14 protein-coding genes and 1 tRNA gene are annotated in these 18,473 nt (G+C 27.7%); 5 read left to right on the top strand and 10 right to left on the bottom strand.

Annotated features, from left to right (window positions below; all coding sequences use genetic code 4):
* Positions 1-85: 85 nt before the first annotated feature.
* Positions 86-1,393: a hypothetical protein gene (locus JJE79_RS01955; RefSeq protein ID WP_222926805.1), complete on the bottom strand. Its 1,308-nt coding sequence runs from the start codon at positions 1,391-1,393 to the stop codon at positions 86-88.
* 443 nt (positions 1,394-1,836) lie between these two features.
* Here JJE79_RS01955 and JJE79_RS01950 point away from each other — a divergent pair, with 443 nt between their 5' ends.
* The 3 genes from JJE79_RS01950 to JJE79_RS01940 all read left to right on the top strand — a co-directional run bounded on the left by JJE79_RS01950 (position 1,837) and on the right by JJE79_RS01940 (position 4,006).
* On the top strand, positions 1,837-2,676 hold the full coding sequence (locus JJE79_RS01950) for an aldo/keto reductase (protein WP_222926804.1): 840 nt from the start codon (positions 1,837-1,839) through the stop codon (positions 2,674-2,676).
* An 89-nt stretch (positions 2,677-2,765) separates the two neighbouring features.
* Positions 2,766-3,317 carry a YbhB/YbcL family Raf kinase inhibitor-like protein gene (locus JJE79_RS01945; RefSeq protein ID WP_222926803.1) on the top strand — a complete coding sequence of 184 codons (552 nt, stop codon included), beginning with the start codon at positions 2,766-2,768 and terminating at the stop codon, positions 3,315-3,317.
* A 20-nt stretch (positions 3,318-3,337) separates the two neighbouring features.
* Positions 3,338-4,006, top strand: coding sequence for a YbhB/YbcL family Raf kinase inhibitor-like protein (locus tag JJE79_RS01940; protein WP_222926802.1), 669 nt, complete (start codon positions 3,338-3,340; stop codon positions 4,004-4,006).
* 87 nt (positions 4,007-4,093) lie between these two features.
* Here the strand turns inward: JJE79_RS01940 and JJE79_RS01935 are convergent, their stop codons facing one another.
* From JJE79_RS01935 to JJE79_RS01905, 7 genes are all read right to left on the bottom strand, one after another.
* Entirely contained in the window at positions 4,094-4,873 is a 780-nt protein-coding gene (locus JJE79_RS01935; protein WP_222926801.1) for a 5'-methylthioadenosine/S-adenosylhomocysteine nucleosidase, read from the bottom strand.
* Positions 4,821-5,921, bottom strand: a complete 1,101-nt coding sequence (locus JJE79_RS01930) for a nicotinate-nucleotide adenylyltransferase (protein WP_222926800.1) — start codon at positions 5,919-5,921, stop codon at positions 4,821-4,823. Before JJE79_RS01930 ends, JJE79_RS01935 begins: the two co-directional genes overlap by 53 nt.
* Positions 5,922-5,925: 4 nt before the next feature.
* The gene (locus JJE79_RS01925) at positions 5,926-7,023 is read right to left on the bottom strand and encodes a GTPase (protein WP_222926799.1); all 1,098 of its coding nucleotides are present in this window, start codon (positions 7,021-7,023) and stop codon (positions 5,926-5,928) included.
* Complete coding sequence (gene parC, locus JJE79_RS01920; RefSeq protein WP_222926798.1) at positions 7,016-9,406, bottom strand: DNA topoisomerase IV subunit A; 2,391 nt, start codon at positions 9,404-9,406, stop codon at positions 7,016-7,018. The genes JJE79_RS01925 and parC overlap by 8 nt, the downstream gene beginning before the upstream one ends.
* Positions 9,406-11,310, bottom strand: a complete 1,905-nt coding sequence (gene parE / locus JJE79_RS01915; RefSeq protein ID WP_222926797.1) for a DNA topoisomerase IV subunit B — start codon at positions 11,308-11,310, stop codon at positions 9,406-9,408. Before parE ends, parC begins: the two co-directional genes overlap by 1 nt.
* A 73-nt stretch (positions 11,311-11,383) precedes the next feature.
* Positions 11,384-11,683, bottom strand: a complete 300-nt coding sequence (locus tag JJE79_RS01910; RefSeq protein WP_222926796.1) for an HU family DNA-binding protein — start codon at positions 11,681-11,683, stop codon at positions 11,384-11,386.
* A gap of 17 nt (positions 11,684-11,700) precedes the next feature.
* Positions 11,701-14,148 (bottom strand): hypothetical protein, encoded by a 2,448-nt coding sequence (locus JJE79_RS01905; RefSeq protein ID WP_222926795.1) that lies wholly within the window; start codon positions 14,146-14,148, stop codon positions 11,701-11,703.
* A gap of 358 nt (positions 14,149-14,506) precedes the next feature.
* On the opposite strand from JJE79_RS01905, the gene JJE79_RS01900 reads away from it, so the two are divergent.
* On the top strand, positions 14,507-15,229 hold the full coding sequence (locus JJE79_RS01900) for a hypothetical protein (protein ID WP_222926794.1): 723 nt from the start codon (positions 14,507-14,509) through the stop codon (positions 15,227-15,229).
* Between the two features lie 39 nt (positions 15,230-15,268).
* Positions 15,269-15,342: transfer RNA gene (locus JJE79_RS01895), tRNA-Thr, on the top strand.
* Between the two features lie 139 nt (positions 15,343-15,481).
* Here JJE79_RS01895 and JJE79_RS01890 read toward each other — a convergent pair.
* Together JJE79_RS01890 and JJE79_RS01885 are read right to left on the bottom strand one after the other, a co-directional pair.
* A complete protein-coding gene (locus tag JJE79_RS01890) occupies positions 15,482-17,185 on the bottom strand; it encodes a hypothetical protein (protein ID WP_222926793.1) in 1,704 nt (567 codons plus the stop codon).
* Between the two features lie 238 nt (positions 17,186-17,423).
* Entirely contained in the window at positions 17,424-18,326 is a 903-nt protein-coding gene (locus JJE79_RS01885) for a hypothetical protein (protein WP_222926792.1), read from the bottom strand.
* Positions 18,327-18,473: the final 147 nt, after the last annotated feature.

The raw sequence follows: 18,473 nt of genomic DNA, 5'->3' as shown, positions 1-18,473 counted from the left end.
AAAAATAAACAACATATTTATCTATCAATTTTGATAGCTTTAAATATGTTGTTTTTTAGATTTATTTAGCTTATTAAGCTTTTTATTAAAGTAATTTTAGTTTGAAGAATCTTGAATAATCTTCTCTTGGGTTTTTATTAATATAATCGGTAATAATTTTTTTAGCATTTTCACCTATTAATTCTTCCCAATTATTAAAATTTAATTGCTTAGCAATTCATTTAATTTTGTTTAGATAATAATATCTAGCAATAATACTAGCAACAGCCACACTAATATATTTAGATTCAGCTCTTGTTTCCATTACATTAATTTTGATTATTTCTTTATCTAGATAATCAAGATATTCATAATATTTTTCTTGCGAACAAAACTGATCTAAAATCACAGGGCAATCAATATCATATTTTTGTTTAAAGATACTTAATGCTTCATTATGCATATAAGCCATGATTAAGTTCTTTTTGTTGTTATACATTTGTAAATAGGGATTAACGCCTGTTAAGTCATCTCCTGCAAAGATAACGTATTTTACGAACGGCTTAATTTTTTCGTAGTATTCAAACACTTCTTTTCTACTTAGTTGTTTAGAATCCCTTACACCCATTTTAATTAATTCATCAATGTGCTCTTCTTTAACTTTAGCTGCACACATCACTGTTGGACCTGCAATTTCTGTAACACCAACTTCATCACAACCAATTGTAGTGCTATTAGCATGAACAAAAATTATTTTTTTATTTATTTTATTTAATTCTTCTTCAAGTGAATTAAGTTTTAATGTAATATCCTTAATTTTTTGCACAAAATCATCAACAGTATAATCACTTGGTGCTATTGAATGATCAATTAACTTCAATTGATTATTGTTCAAATCATCTAATGAATTAATTGCTCCGGAATCATTAGATTTAACCTTATTTTCTTCTAGATTATTAATTTCAGGTGTTTTTATTTCAACAAGTGTTTTTGTGTTTTTCTTAGGTCTACCTTGCTTTTTTTTGGTAGCAATAGTTTTAGTATTATCAATGCTTAAACTATCATCAATAACTACTAATGTTTCTTCTTGTTGTTGTGTTTGATTTTGTTGAGTAGTTTTATTAGTTTTTTTCTTTTTTACGCTGTAATTTGGATCTAAGAAAATTGTTACTAATTCATCCAAGATATCACTTGTGTTATCATCACTCTTACCAACAAATTGAATTACAAATTTACGATTAGTTGTTAAATGAGCTTTGAACTTATATTTTTTATATTCAAACTCATGAATTGAAATTTTCCCATTTGAATTCTTGCTGGTTTGAATAGCTTTTAGTTTCTTTAAATTATCATTTATTATTTTGAGTGTTTCATCGTTTAACTTAATTGTTCTTGTGGTATTTGATGTTTTCATTTTTTAAATAACATTTTGATTAAAAAACCAATTTAAAATCAAAATCTTATCAATCAAAATAATTGATAAATAATACTTATGAATTAAAAAATAAATTGGTTTTATCTTAATTGAAGTTAGTAATTATTTTCTTTAAAAAAATAATTTTACTTTTGAAAAGAACAAATAATAAATCAGTGAGTTATCTTTAATAATCAATGATAAAAAACTGACACTAAGATCAATTAAGAATGATAGTTAAATTAACTTTAATTATCTCGTGATTTATTATAAATTTTTTTAAATAAAAAAACTAATATATCAAACATTAAGATTAAACTTTTTCATAAAGTTTAACCGCTATTTTTACAAGCAAAAAATTAAAAATAATCGATAAAAATATCTATTTTTATATATGTTATAAGTATATTTATAAATGCAATCAGAAAGATTAAATTTAAGAAATGAAATATAACTTATTAGCTAATAATTATAAAATGCCAAGCATTGGTTTTGGCACTTATAAACTTCAAGAAGGCGATGAATGTATTAATGCTGTTAAACAAGCATTATTAACTGGATATCGTCATATTGATGGCGCTAAAATTTATAACAATCAAAAATCAGTTGGTGAAGGGATAAGACAATCTAAGATTGATCGCAGTGAGATCTTTCTTACTTCAAAAGTTTGAAACACAGATAAAGGTTATCAATCAACTAAGGATGCTTTTTATAATACGATTGAAGAATTAGGTGTTAGTTATTTAGATCTTTATTTAATCCATTGACCAATAGGTGCAGATTTTAAAGATAATTGACAAGAAGTTAATGCTGAAACTTGAAGAGCAATGGAAGAATTATACCTAGAAGGTAAGATCAAATCGATTGGTGTAAGTAACTTTTTAGAACATCATCTAGAAGCATTAAAAAAGACGGCTAAAATTTTACCAATGGTAAATCAAATTGAATTTCATCCAGGATGCTTACAACCTGAAATCGTTGACTATTGTAAAAAGAATAACATCTTAATTCAAGCATGATCACCATTTTCACAATCTAAGATCTTAGAACAAAAGAAATTAGTTGAATTAGCAGAACAATACGAAGTTAGTGTGGCTCAATTAATTCTTAAGTGAATTATTCAAAAAGATATTGTTCCATTACCTAAATCAAAAACCAATGAACGCATTAAATCTAACTTTGATGTCTTTGGTTTTATGATCGATCAAGCTGATGTAAAAACGATCGATGAACTAACAGATTGCGAAAGTTCTGGCTATCACCCAGATAAAGTTGATTTTTAAAAAAATTAAATAAATTATCAGTATTTTTATTATTTTTTTGATTTAACTATATAATAGTGATAATAGTGTCAATAATACTCTTTACTATGATGAATAAAAAAACAGCAATTCGTTCAGAATGTTTTGAACAAAGAGATAACGGTATTTATTTAAAAAATGAAACTGTTAAACAAAAAAATGGGCGATATGAAAGTCTAGATTTAGCTTGAGACCCGATCGAAGGTGCTAAAAGCTATGCTTTAGTTTTATTAGATTATGAAGCTTCTCGTGTTGTTGGACAAGCGTTTATTCACTGAATTGTGGCAAACATTAAGAACAATCAATTAGCTTATGCTGCAAACATTAATGATCAAAGCATTATCCAAGGTTTAAACTCAACAGCTCAAGCAGCTACTGATGTTTCAAGAGGGGTAATGATTGAATGTGTCCCTAATAAGTTTAAAAATAAACCAAAAGCTGCTAGTGACTACTTACCACCACTTCCACCAGATGATACACACCTATACACAATTCGCATCTATGGTTTAGATGTTGAAGATACGCAATTACCAGCACAATTTAACTTATCTGAATTAAATAATAAGATTATTAGCCACTGTGTTGGTGAACACGAATTACACTTCTGATACAAGCCGCAATAAGCTAGAGGAGAACATAATTAATGAAAAAACATTCAATTGGTAACAATAAACATGTTTGATCAAAAATGATTGATCAATCTGGATATTTAGTAGCACATGGTGGTGCTAGTGAAAATCGTAATAACACTCCATTTTCTTCATTCTCATTAGATTTAGAATGAGAACCAATTCCTGGTGCTAAAAGCTATGCGGTTTTAATTGAAGATTATGACTCAACTCCTGTTATTGGATTTGCTTTTGTTCACTGAGTAGCATTAAATATTAAAAAAACTAAGATTGAAGCTAACCAATCTTATTTAGATCATACAAAATGATATGCTACAAAAATTGGTCGTTATGCTGATGATATTTTATGACAAGGTCATAACTCAAGTGTAGCTAGAACATTTGTAGCTAACAATAAATCTAGCAAAAAACTTGGTGGTATTTTACCTGAAATGTTTACTGCTAACACTTATGAAGAATCATTAATGTATTTTGGATGTTATCCACCAAATGCTGATCACATTTACACATTAACTGTTTATGGATTAGATGTTGAAGCAAAAGAATTGTCTTACTATAAAAATCATAGAACACAAAAACACAGCTTAAACAAACCTTATTATGTTGGTGACTTCATGCAAGCTATTCACGACCACATCGTTGATAAGCACACATTACACTTCAAATACGCTAAGGTTGAATAATTAAATCTTGAATACTAAAAACACCAAGCACTAGTTCGCTTGGTGTTTTTTTGTTGTTTAATTGGCTTTTTTAGTTAGTCAAAATTATTATTGATTATCAAATGTTTTTTGAAATCAATTAAAGATAACTTGGTATGCAAAATTAATTAATTCTTCTTTATTAAGAACTAATTCTTTTTGTGTTATTTCATCAAAAACTTTAAATCTAAAATCAACTTTTTCTAAAACATGATTAGCTAATTTTTCATCAAGTTTTTCAGTCATTTCATTAAGTTTAATATAGTCAGAAACTACCTTATAAACCTTTAAGTTTTTAAAGTTGTTAATATGACAAACCTGAGCTATTGCACAAGCTTCCATTTCGAACAAATCTACGGGAATTTCTAGCTTTTCTATGATTTTTAAATAATTAAATCGTGAGATAAAACTATCAGTGCTAACACATGTAAAATCACCTGATTTTAATTGATAATTTTTAGGTAATTTTGGCACTTGTCCAAAAGCGTAATTGAAATAAGTAACATCAACATCACCATAAATTAAATTGTTAATTTCAACTAATTGCCCTGGCTTTAAATCATGATTATAAGCACCAGCAATACCGATGTTAATGATATTCTTATAACAATCTAATTCGATCAAATGTTGAACGCACATTGCAGCGTTGGTTTTACCAATTCCACAAATGGCAATATCAACATCATTAATTAATTTAGATTCGTATAAAAATAGTGAATTGCTGACTTTTTGATAGTTATATTTTTTGATAACTAAATCAATTTCATCAGCCATCGCTACAACAATCACATAGCGTTTATTTATCTTCTCTTTGTTTTTGAAAAAGTTGAAAATATTTTTGCACTTCATTTTGAGTTAATTCAAATGCTTTATCAATGTTTTTATAAGCTAAATTTTTAGCCTTATTAATTTTGAAATAACGATTAATATCCTGATTAACACGTTCGTATTCTAACTTATCAGCCAGATAAACAATTTTTTCTAGTGGTGTTGGATTATCACTTTTAATTGTGTGATAATACACAGCATTAATCAATTCATCGTCTTTGTATCCAAATTGGTATTTTAAGATCCAAGCACCTACATAACCATGTAAGGTTCGATAAGATAAACCTTCTTTATAAGGTTCTGGGTGAGTAGAACGATCTCAGTTATTACGATAATTAACCATTGTAGTTTCATCTAATTCTTTGGCTAAGTCGTGATAACAGCCAGCAACATAAGCACGCTGTGCTTGCTTTGGATAATTTAGTTGGGCAAATCGTCTTGCTAAATTACCAACTCTTAAACAATGATCATAACGTTTTTTAGTTTTTAAGAAGTGTTCTAATCGATCAGTAATATACAAACCATTTTCATTAATATAATCAATGTTTGCTTGGTCCATATAACCAATAACTTTAATCCCTTTTCTAATTTCAGTTGATGAAATATCAACGTTTTCACCTTCAATTTTTATGAAGTTGAACTTCTTAATGTTTTTGTGATCTAAATATTGGTTATCGCGAGAAAAATACAATAACTGACAATCTTTTGCTATTTGTTCTGCTTCATCCCATAAGTGGAATTTTTCTAAATTATCACTACCAATTAAGAAGTAAATTTTAGCATCAGGAAACTTCTTTTTAAAATATTGAACTGTTAAATAAGATTTGTCATTTTTGTTGTTTAGTTCATACCAACTCGTATGGAATTTAGAATTAACTTTAACAGCATTTTTAACCATCAATCTACGATGTTTATCGCCAACCTTAAATGGTTCTTTAAAAGTTGAACGATAAGTTGGCACAAAATAAACCCGATCAGCTTTTATTTGTTCAAGTGCTTTTTCAGCCATCTTGATGTGGCCGTTGTGAATCGGATTAAAACTACCACCAAAAATAATTATTTGTTTCATAAATCTAAATTAAACAATGCTCTAATAAATATGATTCTAATTTGTTTTTTTGATAAATATCAACTGCTTGTATGTCCTTATTAAATTTAATTAAAGCAATACCGTTGATTAATAAATTGTTTTTTGTTTCATTTAATTCGTAATGATTGTGATTATCATTAGTTAAGTAATTAAAGTCTTTTAGATCAGTGAAAATTTGATTTAATTTTTGATCAATCATATTTTCATTTTTAATTGATGTGCGGTGAATTCTTAAAGCACTTGGACAATAAAAAGTTATTGATGTGCGATTAATGTTTGGTGCTAATTTAACTTTAAGTTTAATAAAATCTTCGCAATAAAATACTTGATCAGATGTAATTTGATAAGTGACAGGATTCTTTCATTGTTGTGATACTAAACGCTTAATGCGTTTAGGATCTAATTGATATAAACCACTTGATTCATCCAAATAACCAGGGGTATCTAATAAGCAAAACTCACGCTTTTTAATTTGGTTAATTTGCAATGTTGTATTTAAATATGGTGATGTTGTTAAGTATTGTTTTTTATCAATATCATTTAGCTTTAAAATCTTATTAATTAACGAAGATTTACCAACATTTGATTGACCTAAAAAGATCGTTTTTTTATGTTTTTTATGAGCTTTTTTAATTAAAAAATCAATCTTTTTTAAATCATAAGAAAGATAAATCGAATTAAATAAAACCTGTTCAGGTTTTAAGATAATGTCATTGTCTTTTAGGTTTAATAATAACTGGTTTTTAATTAAATCTAGATTGTTCTTTTTAGCCAAATAATCAATCTTATTGAAGATTAAATAAAAATTATCAGCCTTATTTAAGGTTTTGATCATCGTTAGATCAAAGATGAAATTAGTCGGATCAACGAGATAAAAAACGCAGTGTTTGGACAAATCTAGGCTATTTAAATATTGATCAATATCAGCCTTGACAACGCTTTTAACATCATCAATTTTTTTATAGTGCTTGAATTGAAAACAACGTTTGCATAAATTAAAGCGATTTAGATCAACACAATAACCTAAATCATTAATGTTGTCTGATAAAAAATTACCACAACCCTGACATTTCTTATTCATTATTTAATCGGTTTAAAAAGAAGGATTTATACTCTTGATTTAAATTAACATAATCAGAAGATAAATTACCCATAGCTAATTTATCTAATTCTAAATTGATAAGTTCATGATCAAGATTTTGACCATATAAACTTAGTTGATTTTGGTTTAATAAATAAGCACCAATTAGTGGTTGTTTATTTTTAGTTGTATTTAAGTTCTTACCTTGAGTGGCTCTTGCTTGTGGTTCAATTAAAGAAACTTTAAGTTTTTTTAATTGACGATTTTTAATTAATAACAACTGATCAGTTGAAGTTTTGATTTCATCAAAACTTACTAAGTAATCATCATTTTTTAATTTAATTGCTCTTACTCCCATTGATTTAAGCCCAGTTGTGCTTACTTCATCAATTAAGAATCTTAATACATAAGCATTTTTAGTAACTAAAACGATTTCAGATTTCACATCGTTGATGATGTTGGCTGAAATTAATTCATCATCATCTTTTAAGCTCATACAAACAGTTGGTTTAGTTGATTTAATTTGGTTTAAATCAGCACTAGAAATTTTCTTAATCATTCCTAGTTTTGACAATAAAACAATTTGTTGATTTTGGTTGGTTATTTCGATTAATTTAACGATTTTTTCATTATCTTTAATTGTCGTTAATTCGTTGATATCCATACCAATTTCACGTGGTTTTGCTTCTTTAATTTTGTGCGCATTAATGACAACAACATTACCATAATTAGTAATCAAAGCAATCTTGTTTAGTGAATTAACTTTAATTAAATCAGCCAAGCTATCATCTTGTTTAATCTTTAATGTTGCTAGGTTTAAGTTTTTGTAATTATCATAAGCTAAACTCTTGATTAAGCCATCAGTTGAACATGCAACATAAAGTTGTTTTTTCTCGATGATTTCAGTTTCATCGATGACAATTTTTTCAATATTACCACCAATTACTGATCTACGTTTAGTATTAAATAACTTCTTATAACCCCTCAAGATTTCTTTTAAATGTTGGTTTAAAGCATTTTGGTCATTTAATAAAATCTTATGAGCTTTAATTCTTTCATCTAGACTTTGTTTTTCTTCTTTTAATAAAACAACATCCGTATTAGTTAAACGATAAAGTCGTAAAGAAACAATTGCATCAGCTTGTAGGTGACTAAAACCATATTTAGCCATTAAATTATTAATTGCATCTTGTTTATCAACTGATTTTTTAATGATGGCAACGATTTGATCAATAATGCTTGTAGCTTTAATTAAACCATTAATGATTTCTAGACGTTTTAAATCTTTTTTAAGATCAAAATTAATACCATTACGCAACACAGTATATGCGTGATTTAAATAACTATCTAGATAGTTAAAAATTGACATTTGAATTGGTTTTTTATGATCAATAACAACATGGTTAAAGTTGTAATTGATCTGTAATTGTGTGTATTTGTATAAGTAGTTTTTAATCGTTTCAATTACTTTTTGATCCTTCGTATTAGTTTCAAGTAAAATACGAATACCAAAACGGTCAGATTCATCACGAACTTCAATTAGTTGTGGTAATTTATTAGCTTCAATAATTTCTTCAATCGCACGAATAATATTTGATTTATTAGTTTCAAATGGAATGTCGGTAATAATTAAATTATTGTTTTCAGTAACAATATTAGCACGAATAACAATCTTACCTTTACCTGTTAGATAAGCATTTCTAATCCCGTCATCATCTAAAATAATTCCACCAGTAGGAAAATCTGGTCCTGGCATAATTTTAAGAATTGAATCTAACTTACAGTTAGGTGAATCAATTCTTAAAATAATAACATCAATCAATTCTTTTAAATTAAATGGCGGAATGTTGGTCGCATACCCAGCAGCAATTCCGGTTGATCCGTTTACTAATAAGTTAGGTAATAAGCTTGGTAAAATAGTTGGTTCAACTTCACTATCATCAAAGTTATTCATAAAAACAACAGTGTCTTTATGAATATTATCTAGCATGATGTTCCCATATTGAGACAAACGCGCTTCGGTATAACGCATCGCAGCAGCATTATCACCATCAATTGAACCATTATTCCCTTGCATGTCAATTAAAGGGATGTTGTTTTTTCAACTTTGCGTCATACGTACAAGCGCTTCATAAATTGATGAATCACCGTGTGGGTGAAATTTCCCGATTACTTCACCAACCGTAGCAGCAGCTTTACGGTAGGGTTTGTTGTAATACAAACCTAAATTATACATCCCGTATAATACTCTTCTTTGCACTGGCTTTAAACCATCACGGATATCAGGCAATGCACGTTCTTGAATGATGTATTTAGCATATCGCCCAAAACTCAATGACATAATGTCATCAAGATCTTTTTTAAATATTCTTTTTTTATCCATTATTCTTCCACACTAAAATCAACATTTTCATTAATTCAATTCTTACGAATCGCTGCGTCTTCACCCATTAAGATGGCTACTTTTCTTTCAGCTTGAACGGCATTTTCAATTGATACTTGAATTAATTGGCGTTTGGCTGGATCCATTGTTGTTTGTCATAACTGTTCAGAATTCATTTCACCCAAACCTTTATAACGTTGCACTTCGTATGATGAACCGAATTTTTCTTTGAATTCATTAAGTTGGTAATCATCCCAAGCAAATGCTGATTTTGATGAGTTTTTTGCACTTATTTTATAAAGTGGAGCTAGTGCAATATAAACCTTTCCTTGTTCGATCAATTCACGCATATAACGATAAAAGAACGTTAATAATAAAACCTGAATATGCGCACCATCAGTATCAGCATCGGTCATAATAATGATCTTGTGATACTTTAAATTTTTAATGTTGAAGTTATTACCAATCCCACAACCTAAACAGGTAATAATTGATAAAATTTCTTCATTTTTTAATAAATCTTGTAAGCGTGATTTTTCTACGTTAACCACTTTACCACGCAGTGGTAAAATTGCCTGAAAACGCTTGTCACGACCAGATTTAGCAGTCCCGCCCGCTGAGTCACCTTCGACTAAAAAGATCTCATTTAATTCTGGTTTTTTTTGTTGTGCTGGAGTAAGTTTTCCATACAACACCCGTTCAGTTTTAGCACTCTTTAATTTCTTGGTATTTTCTTTGGCTTTTTTAGCTGCTTCTTTAGCTTCTTTAATTAATTTAAAACGATCAATTAATTGCTTTGCGTCAGCTTTATTTTCTTCTAAGAAATAAAACAATTGCTGGCTTAGAATTTTATAAACTGCATTCTTTGCTTCTTGGGTAAATAATTTGTTTTTAGTTTGACCTTCATAAGCAATAATTTTTTCAGGAACCTTAACACTTAAAACAACATTAAGCCCTTCTTTGATATCACTTCAATCAAAGCCCTTATCTTTTTGATTAATTAGTTTGTATTTCTTAGAATAATCATTAATCGTTTCAATCATTGCTTGTTTAAAACCATTTTCATGACTTCCACCTTCATTGGTTTTTACTGAGTTAGCAAATGATACGATGATCTCAGATTCATTGTCAGTATATTGCAAACAACCATCAACTTCAATGCGTTCATATTCACCCTTAAATGGCACTAATTTAGAAATAACCTTCTTATTTTCATTGATATAAGTGATGTATTCTAAAATTCCATCTTTGGCAATAAATGTTTGTGATAATTCTGGATTGTTTTCATCAATAAAAACAATCTTTAAACCTTTGAATAAGAATGATGATTCGTGCAATCGTTCTTTAATAATTGAAGAATTAAATTGCGTATTTTTAAAGATTGTTTTGTCTGGTCAAAATTGCACGGTTGTTCCGTGTTTGGTTGATTTTTCAATCTTTTTTAATGGTTGAATGATCTCACCACCATTGCCATAAATTGATTGATACATGCCACCATCACGATGAACAACAACAATTAATTTTGATGATAAAGCATTAACTACAGATGCCCCAACTCCGTGCAAACCACCTGATACTTTATAAGCCTGATCATCAAATTTTCCACCAGCATGCAATATTGTATAAACCGTATCAACTGTTGATAATTTTGTGCTTGGATTTTTACCAACAGGAATCCCCCGACCATTGTCAGATACAACAATCGATCCATCAGCTTTATGAATTACTTCAATCTTGTTAGCTGAGCCATTTAATGCTTCATCTACGGCATTATCAAACAACTCCCACACTAAGTGGTGCAATCCTCTAATATCAGTTGAACCAATATACATCCCTGGACGTTTTCTTACTGGTTCTAGTCCTTTAAGAACTTTTATATTACCTTCATTGTAGTTAGATGCCATAAATTACTTATATAAATAACAAAATACTTTTAATGATTAGCTCATTAAAAGTATTATAAAAGATTAAGATTGATTATTTTTCACCAAAAACTTTATCGTTTAGGATTTTTGAGATGGTAACTTTTAATTTCTTACCTTCTGGAATTTGGATTTTTTCTTTAGTTTTTGGATTAATTCCAGTTCTTGCAGCAGTTGTTTTAACTTTGAATTTACCAATATCAAATAATCTTACTTCACCAGTTGTAGCTAATTCTTTAGCTAAAACGTTTTGTAATGAATTAATAACTAATCTAATGTCTTGAACGTTTAAATCAGTTTGGTCTGCGATTTCTTTAATGTATTCAGCAGCTGTTAGTGTTTTAATCTTTGCCATAGTATATATATTTTAGTTTATGCAATTTGTTTTGTTAATTTAATTTCAGGGTTTCAACTCAATTCATCTCGTGCCATCTTTTGATGGAAGATGTCAATCGTTGCCGCCTTGTTTGTTGTTTTGTATGTGTTTGATGTTGTGTGCTTATCTTCGATTAAGATCTCTTTTGTTTTATTGATTTCTAAATCTTTCTTTGCTCTACTTATTTTAATGTTATTGATTAATTTGTCAAAGGGTTTATTTTTTGGTTTTGCTTTTAATTTAATCTCCTTGGTTGGTTTGTAATCAAGATCTTTTTTAATCTTTTGTTTTAGTTGATCACTAACTACATAATTATCTTGATTGTTTGAATTGTAGTTAGCACTTGGATTTAAAGCGATGATTTTGTGTTTTAAGTTAGCGAATAGTTTTGGATATTTTCTTTGAATGATTGCAAAATAGATGATTGCAGCAATTGATAAAATTCCCAAGATCACAGCAATTAATACTACTGGAATAAATCAACGTTCAACTGATAATTTGAAGTTATTATTAAAGGTTAATAAACCATCATTATTTGTTGAATTTGCTGTAATTAATGCGTCTTTTTGCACTAAATCATTTTGTTTAAAGTTAGCAGTAATCTTATTGTTTTTAATCGTTAAAAAACTAAATTCGAAGTTAATATCGCCTAATACTGAACTATCTTTAATTTTGACATCAAATGGTAATTGTTTGTATTTTAAATCAAATCCATATAGATCAAAAATTGCTTGTTTGGTTGCTTCTTTAGTTCTTTCTTCACTTAATAAGTGTTTGATTTCAGTTGGTGTTTTATTTAGTAATGGTGATAGTTTGTTGTAATTAATTTTAATGTCATCAACATTAACATTTTCAAAACCAAAAATATTACGATCTAATAAATCTAATGTTCTGTCTTCGTATTTTAATTTCAGTTTTAAATTAATTAAACCTTCATTTTCATCAGCTTGGTATGATAAGTTTCAATTATGATCTTGTGCTAATTTTGATTGAGTTTCTAGATTTTTATAAAATTCAGGAATTACTAAAAAACTCTTAAAGTCATCATTGAAATTATTTTTAGCATAGATTGAAGCAAAGCTTTGTTGTCAGCTAGCTTTGTTCATTTCATCAATTAATTTAACTTCATCAACATAAACAGGAACAATTGATTGATAAACATCTGATTTGTTTTTGAAATCATTAAGACTAAATGAAACTAAACCATCAGTATAAATATTGTCATTATAAAAGACATTAAACTTTTGGTTTTTTTGATCAAAGATAATGTTAGTTACTTTATCTGAATTAATCTTAAAGAAGTCATTAGTATAACTTGAAGCAACATCTTTAAATGTTGGAGCAGCTAAAATGCGATCTTTTTGGAATGGGTATAAAGTTAAATTACTTTTTTGTTTATTAACACCAACAATCCCTTCACCTTTAATATAAATTAGGTCTGAAAAATAATTTTCATTAGGAATTGTGCCAATTTGACCAAACTGATCAGTTGGTGAAATTGAGTAATATCACATTCTTGTTGTGTTTTCATTTATGAAGTGATATTGAACATAGATTGCATTGTGTTCTGCATCATAAACCATCGCATTGATTTGACGGTTGATATCAAAACTAGCACCACCATTAATATAGAAACCATTTTTAATATTAATGATTTGTGATCCAATTAAGTGATTATCTTCATCAAAGAAGTTTAATCCAGCAAACAACGCACCATTAATTGAGAATGATTTAACAACCTTAACTTTTTTAAATGCTTTGTTGATGTCTGGAATGTTTTCAACTTCAAAGCTACCATTTTGGTTATAAACAACAACTTTTAATTTGTTATTAACTACTGAAAAGCTAACAATACGAGCTTTATTTAATAAGTTGTTATCATCATCACTAAGTGTTGTTTGGTAAGCAGCAACATTGATTGCAGCTTCTGCAGTTTTTACTGATCACGCATTGTTTTTATCAATTAATCCAGCGTTGATATCAATTGGGTAGTAAATAGCATTATTTTGATCATCTGAAACTACAAAACCCTTAGAAGGATCATTATCATCAATAAAATATAGTTGTTTGTAATCGTTTGATAATTCGATAGCTTGTAATTGGTTGTTTAGTTCATCATAAACACCAATTGTTGTTTTTTGCACCAATTTCTTTTGGTTAGTATCAAATACAACGCTATTGTTTAATCTTAGGAAGTTTTTACCTAAAAATAAAGTTCTATCATTATCAATTTTGCTGTATTTTTCTAGATTGTTATCTCATTTCTTTAAGACTTTTTTATCAGTATTACTAACAGCACTAGCTTCATGATTGCTTAAAATAAAGCTTGATTGATCGTTATTTCAAGAAGTAACACCACTTAATGCTACACCACCAAGACTAAGTAATGGTAATGTTGTTAATGTGGTTAAAAAAGTTTTTTTATTGATGCGTTTTAGTTTCATAATTCGAATGCTAATTACAAATATTTTAATGAGCTAAAAGCTTGTTTTCAACAGTTTTAAAACCACAATTTTTGTTAATAATATTATTTATATTATTAAGATTTTTAAACTTTTTTACTCATCAGAATAAAACTTATTAGATTTATGGTTTAATCGCTTTGATTTTTTGTTTCTAAACAAAAAAAGCAAGTGTGTTGAATTAAAAAAGTGCTTAAAAAATATCTATTTAAAACTAGCTAAAATCCTCTCTTTATATAATAAGGAAGTAAAAACTATTATTTTTAATAGTGGTTTCTAATTAATTTTTTATAAATTCTTATGTTTTATAATTAAGCAAATAATCAATAAAAATTAACAAATGAAGTTATCAAAAAAACGATTTAGCTTTAAAGTTATTGCTTTAAACTTATCAGGATTATTTTTAATTCCAACCGTCTTATCAGCATGTTCAAACTCAAAACCAGATACCAATCAAATAACAACCTTTGAACAAGCTAAAGTAATAACTAATCAATACTTTGATAACAATAAAACATTAAAACCATATGCTGATTATTTTGAAAATAAATACAAATCCCAAAATCCTTTTTCAGCCATCAGCACACTATTAGGATATTCAACTTTTCATAGTGTAGTTTATTTTAATGATCAAAATTCAGGGATAAGAACAAATACAATTAATGGTGAAACCAAAGATGGCAAAGTTGTAATTACGATCAATTACACAATAACCAACATTCAGTTTTTTCCAGTTTATCTTAATCAAGATAACCATTTGGTTGCTAAGATCTATTCCAACTTTGATATTTCCAACTTTAAAAGCAAGAAATACAGTTCACTTGATGAATTAAAATCAGAAAATTCTGATTGACAATCAAGAACTATCTTAAAATACACTCCTAAAGCGACAGGGAAGGGCTCTGAGAGGGTTTTAAGCATTTTAAATAGAGAACATTACCAAATCTCAGATTTGATTGATAGCGAGCTTAAAAATAAAATTATGGATCAATCAGATCTTTCAACTCATAAGCAAAATATCATTGAACAAGATTATTTGGTATTTAATAACGTAAGATTGTAAGTCGTTATTAGTTTTATTTAGGTATAATTATTTAGTTATGCCGAATTAGTTTAGTGGTAAAACAGATGCATGGTAAGCATCAGAGACAAGTTCAATTCTCGTATTCGGCACCATTAATAATTTAGAGATTTTTTATATGATCTTACCCATTGCAATTGGGTAAGATTTTTTTATTTTATAGAAGATTATATGCAAAAAATAAGGACCTTAATGGTCCTTATATTTTTATTTAAGTTTGGAATTTAATCTAGTTTATTTTTTGTTATTAATGTGAAGAATTGTTAGTGTTTTTGGTCAGTAGTGTGCAAATGAGTCAGCATTTTCTTTGTTATACCCAATTCTTGTGTATAGAATGTAGTTTGATGCCTCATCTTTATTTGAGTCCATTAATTCATCACGGTTGTTGCTGTTTGAATTAGCTTTTCAGTTAACCATTTGATAAACACCATCACCATTATCTTTATTTTGGTCACCTCAGATTTCAGTATCTGTGCTATCCACATTATTGTCAGTAATTGAATAGTAGGTTCCAGTTCAGAAGAATTTACTATCAGTATCCACGTTACCATTCGTGTTATTGTTATAGAAATTCATTAAATTATCGTTGTTATTTAATTCTGAACTTGATATTGCTTCTGAAGTTAAGTTATTATCTCTTACTATTTTCTTGTATCTAACTTTTGTTCTTCAGAAGTCGTAATTAACTTTTTGACCATCAAAGATATATCTAACTTTGAATAAAATTTTGTGATTATTTTTTTGTTCAATATAAGGAATTTGAAGTGGGTTAATTCTAAATGTAGATCCAGCATCGGTTGTAAATGTTAATCTTTGAGTAGATTCATTAAATCGATATTTTGAACTATCAGCTTCAGAATTAATAAGGTTTTTATACGCTTCTAGATTTGATTGTTGGCTAGCATCAAATTGAGCAATATTATCTTTTAATTTACTAATTGTAAGTTCTAAATCATCAGGAATAATGTCTTTAATTAAAATTCCTGGAATTTCTAATTTAAGGTCTGTATTCTTTATTCCTAAATAAAGCTTTTCATTTTCTTTTGGTGTTAGGTAGAAATTAACATGGAAATCGCCTTCATTTTTTCATGCGTTTTCTACTTTAGCTTTACCTATGATGTAGAAATTTTCTTTTTGAGCTTTTGGACTTGAGCTTAAAACTGATTGGATTTTATCTTTATTAACACCGTTATCATTAAATGATTTAAGTAATCCTTCGGTTAATCCTAATGTTGTTGCGTTAGGACTTGATGATTCTTGTTTATTCAAATCAACAAGAGTTTTAAATTCAGCACTTCCTAAGTCTAATGCTTTTTGATCAGTTTGATGATCTTTCTCACCAACTTTTACATCAGTAATCAAACTACTTGAAATTGTCTGGCTAATTTGTTTAAATCCGCTAAAAGTAATTCTTTGTGATTGTAATGTTACTGATTCTTTCTGAAGGCTAACAGTTAATGTAACTGTTGCATTTTGTTGACTTGTTGTCAGAGCATAGCTTGATTTTCAACCTTCTGGACTATTAGAACTAGCATTAACTAATTTAAAGTTTTCACTTGTAACTTGATCAACATCTGTTTGAGATTTATCTAATTCTTGATCATTATCTTTAGATTGAACTAATTTAAACGACTCTTCATTTAAAGAATCTAAATACGTTTGAACTTCTTCTATTTCTCTATCAAAATCATGTGGTTGATCACCTAATTCAAAATCAGTTACTGGACCTGTTTTATCAGCTGGCGGTGTTTGATCATTAGGAGAACCATTGATTGGTTTATTAACATTATCACCACCTCCTTTGTTTTTATCGGTATCGCTTGGAGGTTCTGTTCCAGCTTTAATAGATTCCACATTAACACAAGAAGACAGCACTAATGAAGAAAAGCTAACAAATGAAAATGTGGTGATTAATTTATGTAAAATTTTTTTCTTCATGAATTTATTATTTGACACTTTTAATATAGTTTTTTTTTTTTTTTTTATTTGGGGTTTTAATTAAAATATTTGTTTTTATTAAAAACCAAATTATTCAATAAATTTCTTATTTTTTATTGAATTAAATCATTAATTAACAAATGCCATTTATATTTATCTTGATTATTTTTAAGCAAAATAATTTATTCAAAAATAATCAAAATATTCGGTAAATTTAACTAATTTATTTAAAAAAAGTTTAATCTACATTTTTATCAATAAATCTTTTTCTAGCACCATTAGCAACATCATAAAATTCCATAATTAACTTGTCATAATTGCAGTTATTTTCAAAACAATGCTTGTTTAAAAAATTATCATTTTTAATAAATTCATTGTCTATAAACAAGTCTTTCATCATTTTTAGACCAGGATATAAGGTCAGTTCTTTTTGGGTTTTAGCATCTAATTGAGTGAATGATTCAAAAGAACATTTATCGCTAAATTTGTATTTATTTGTTTCTAATCATTCTAGCCCATATTCATAAAGAGCTGGAATAACATTTAAAATAAAGCGTTTGCGATTTAAACAATAAAGTAAATTTCCTTTATTTAATAATTCTTTTGGCTTTTTAAATTTCATAAATGAAATTAAATCTAAACTCGCTCTACGATATTCTAATATCTTATTTTCATCATCAGGGTTTATGGTTTTTTCTTGTTTTTCAAGTTTTATATTGTCTAGATAATTCATCAAAAATATCAGTTCATCAAAGATATAAACTGATTTAAATCCATTTATCTTTTTATATAAATTAATTTTGCTTGCTTTTAATTCATCTACATAACATTCTTTGAATTTTTCAGTTAATCAAACGTTTTTAAAAGAAAATCAAGAACTATCAACAATCTCTTTTAATAAATACAACAATACCATCACAAACTTGCCATTCTTAGAACAGAAAGTTTGAAAATCATCAAATTGAAAATCTTGAATTGATGCCATTCCTTCGGCCACAAACTGACTAAATACATCAGCATCAAATTCTTTAACAAATTTCTTAGCAACATCTTCATAACCATCAAAAATTTCCATCATGATATTAAAACGATCAGTAAATGCACTTGGTATGTTGGTTTCAGCTTTAAATAAAACCTTCATAAACAAAACACGCAATTTTGATTTAAACAACTTTAAATTTTGTTCGTTATGACAAGATGTTTTTAAGATTTCATAAACAGTTTTTTTGAAGTTGATAGAAGACCCTTCTTTCTTTTTACATCTATTTTTAATTAGATTAAAAAATAA

It is taken from the genome of Mycoplasma sp. E35C (assembly GCF_019873825.1).
Lineage (GTDB): Bacteria > Bacillota_I > Bacilli_A > Mycoplasmatales > Mycoplasmoidaceae > Mycoplasmoides.
Note: the sequence above shows the minus strand (reverse complement) of the source record. Positions and strands in the feature narration are given on the sequence as shown.